Raw genomic sequence first — 3,491 nt, 5'->3', positions numbered from 1 at the left:
GCCACATGATGGGACTTTCAAGGTTCGCATTACCGACACGCGAGGCGAGGGGGGCGAAGTATTTCAATATCGGCTTGGTGTCCGCGCCGCGACGCCGAGTTTCCGCCCCTCGATCACTCAACTGAAAGGCCCCATTTTTAAAGGCACGGGACGCGAGTTTATCGTTCGAGTGGATCGCATCGACGGCTTTGATGGCCCTGTTACGTTTACCCTCGACGGTTTACCGAAATCGGTTGTCTCGAACTCACCCATCGTGATTGAATCCGGTCAACGATCGGCGGTTGGAACATTGTGGGTTCCCGAAATCATATCGGACGAAGACGTGGCCCAGTGGCAAGGCGAGATTAACGTCAATGTTGTCGCAACGGCGGACGTATTGGGGCGACATGTCGAACGCCAGGCGGGTCAATTAAGCAAAATCAAGCTTGCCGACGCTCCTAGTGTGATTCCCAGTTTGCATCCTCTGGATCATGATGTGGCGGAAGATGAAACTTGGGTTTTGCAGGTCCGTCGTGGTGAAACCGTTTCAGCTCGTGTGCGGCTGAGACGCAAAGCCGGTTTTGACAACGAAGTCTCTTTTGGCAAAGAAGACTCGGGGCGAAATGCGACTCAAGGCGTTTATGTTGACAACATCGGGCTGAATGGTTTGTTGATTTTGGCGGGCAGCAACGAACGAGAGTTCTTTCTGACTGCGGATCCCACCTCGGTGCCCGGACGCCGCACGTTCTTCTTGAACGCCAATGCCAATGGAGGCGTGACCACCCACCCGATCATCGTCGAAGTTTTACCGTAAAATACCGGCCACGTTTGGCCGCACTCCCTCCCCTTTCCCTATCTCTCCAGTAACTAGGTTTGTTCATGCTCGTTCGGTTTTCTCGATTTGCATCTTTGCTTTTCTTCTCGCTTGTCGCCACGATATCGCTTGCTCAAGAAAGCAAGCCTAATGTGGTCATGATTCTGTCGGACGACCAAGCATGGGGCGACTATTCGTTCATGGGGCACGATGCGATTCAGACTCCACATTTGGATCAACTCGCTCGCGAAAGTTTGACGTTCACTCGTGGCTATGTGCCGAACAGTCTGTGTCGTCCGTCGCTTTCGACGATCATCACGGGGCTGTATCCGCACCAACATGGTGTCGTTGGCAATGACCCGCCGTGGGAAGGAATGAGCGAGGGCCGAAAACGTCCTAACCATACGCAACCTGAATACGTCAAGAACCGCGAAGCCTATCTGTCGCATATCGACAACATGAAAACGCTTCCCGATTACTTGGCACCGCTGGGGTATCGATCGCTGCAAACCGGCAAATGGTGGGAAGGCAACTACAAGCGTGGTGGATTCAGCGAAGGAATGACGCAGGGCGATTTCACCAAAGATGGACGACATGGTGACAAGGGATTGCAAATCGGACGCACCGGCATGGAACCAATCGATTCGTTTCTTGACAGCTGCAAAGAAAACGACGACCCGTTCTTTGTTTGGTACGCTCCGTTTTTGCCACATACACCCCACAACCCACCGCAGCGGATTTTGGACAAGTACACCTCCAAAACCGACTCGTTGCCAATGGCCAAGTACTGGGCGATGTGTGAGTGGTTTGACGAAACGTGTGGTCAGTTGTTTGCGTCGCTCGACGAGCGTGGGCTCGCCGAAAATACAATCGTGATCTACGTGACCGATAACGGGTGGATCAACGAACTGAGTGCGAGCCGCTATGCACCTCGCAGCAAACGAAGTCCTAACGAAGGCGGCACGCGAACTCCGATCATGATCAAATGGCCAGGCCACGTCACGTCACAAATGGACAAAGAAACGTTGGCTTCTTCGATCGACCTCGTGCCCACCGTGTTGGCGGCAGTCGGAGTTGAAACTGACCGAAATCTGCCGGGCATCAACTTGTTGGACAAGAGCAAACGCGAGTCACGCGATGCACTCTTTGGTGAAATCTTTGAGCACGACATTCAATCGCTGGACGATCCGGCCGCGAGTTTGCGTTACCGCTGGATGATCCAAGGCGATTGGAAGCTGATTTTGCCTTCGAGTCGAATGCAGGGCGAAAAGCCAGAGCTATATAACCTCAAACAAGATCCGCACGAGAACCGCGAATTCGCTGCCGAGCATCCCCAGAGGGTCAAATCGATGACCGATGCGATCAACGCATGGTGGGACGCCGAGTAGTTCAGCAGGTGTAATACCTTTTATTTCTAGGTTTGCTCAGGCATTTCTGGCACCTCTCCCAAACGCAGGAGACTGCTGAATTAGTCGGGGGCCATGGAGATGCGTAGAATGAAAGTGTGTCGATTCTTTTCTTGAGGGTAAAAAGATGCTGGCGCCTTGGACTGACAAGTTCTACAAGATTCCTGACTCTGACCTTGCGATCTACAATAGAGTGCTTCCGACGGAGTCACCGCTGCTGGATGCCCTCGAATTGATCGACTGGACCGCTCTGGATGCCCAGGTCCGTTCGTTTTACTGTGAAAAGTATGGACAGCCTGCGATCCTTCCGCTGATCATGCTCAAGCTGGAATTCCTTAGCTTTTTCTATCGGCTGTCCGACGCGAAGGTGATCGAACGTTGTCAAACCGATCTGCTTTTCCGCTGGTTCCTGCAGGTCCCGATCTGCTCCCCGTTGCCAAACTCCTCCTCGTTGACCCGATTTCGGGGGCGGTTGGGAGCCGAAGGGTTTAAAAGGGTCTTCAATCAACTCATCAGCGCGGCTCGCGCGCAAGACTTGCTCAAAGATCGGCTACGGCTCAAAGACGCTAGTCATGTCTTGGCCAATGTCGCCATTCCCACCACGCTCAATTTGTTGGCTCAACTGCGAAACAGGATGCTGGACATCGTCCGGCAAATTGATCCGCAATCCGCCATCGGGTTCGAAATTAAAGCGGAGCAGGTTCGCCTTGAAACCGCTCAGGCTGAAGTGGAGGTTAAACTGCAATCTCGGTTGGAACTCGTCATCGATATCCTGAAATGGTTGCAAGAGCAACCGCCCGAACCCCCATCGCCAAAATGCGGTTCGCTGTGGAAGAAACTTGCGGCGATTCGCCATTTGGCGGAAAAGATCGTCCGGGATTGCCAGCAGCCTGGTCAAGGTGACCGCACGCTCAGCGTGGTTGACTCCGATGCTAGGCGTGGTATGCATGGCAATTTTTACGAAGGCTATATGGTCGACGTGATGATGGATGCTGAGAGTCAATTAATCACCGAGGTGGAAGTGATTCCTGCCAACGGCGCAGAGGCCAACGACACCATCCACTTGATCGAGATGGAACAGCAAACTCATGGCAACCAGATCGAACAGATATCAATTGATGGCTGCGGTTTTAATGGGTCAATGCTTCGCACTCTTGAAGATCCTGCAGGCTTGGCTGTCGAAGTCATAACGCCGCCAGCGGCACGCGAAAAAACAATCGGCTTTGCTGCGAGTGAGTTTCAATTGAATGAGGACAAAACACGAGTGACTTGCCCCGGTGGCCAAGTCTCAG

At 53.1% G+C, this 3,491-nt stretch carries 2 protein-coding genes and 1 pseudogene; all 3 read left to right on the top strand.

Features of this window, described 5'->3' with window-relative positions; translation table 11 throughout:
- Positions 1 to 793 (top strand): annotated as a pseudogene (locus ABX962_RS32830) (hypothetical protein); the annotation flags it as partial.
- Between the two features lie 65 nt (positions 794 to 858).
- Positions 859 to 2,181, top strand: coding sequence for a sulfatase (locus tag ABX962_RS32825; RefSeq protein ID WP_372725907.1), 1,323 nt, complete (start codon positions 859 to 861; stop codon positions 2,179 to 2,181).
- Between the two features lie 145 nt (positions 2,182 to 2,326).
- A partial coding sequence (locus tag ABX962_RS32820) for a transposase (RefSeq protein ID WP_372725906.1) occupies positions 2,327 to 3,491 on the top strand: 1,165 nt, incomplete at its 3' end.

The sequence above is a fragment of the Novipirellula sp. genome, assembly GCF_041583735.1.
Lineage (GTDB): Bacteria > Planctomycetota > Planctomycetia > Pirellulales > Pirellulaceae > Novipirellula.
Note: the sequence above shows the minus strand (reverse complement) of the source record. Positions and strands in the feature narration are given on the sequence as shown.

Bases quoted from the DNA above. Each gene is read 5' to 3' on its own strand.
- ABX962_RS32825 (WP_372725907.1), top strand. From the start codon at position 859: ATGCTCGTTCGGTTTTCTCGATTTGCATCTTTGCTTTTCTTCTCGCTT.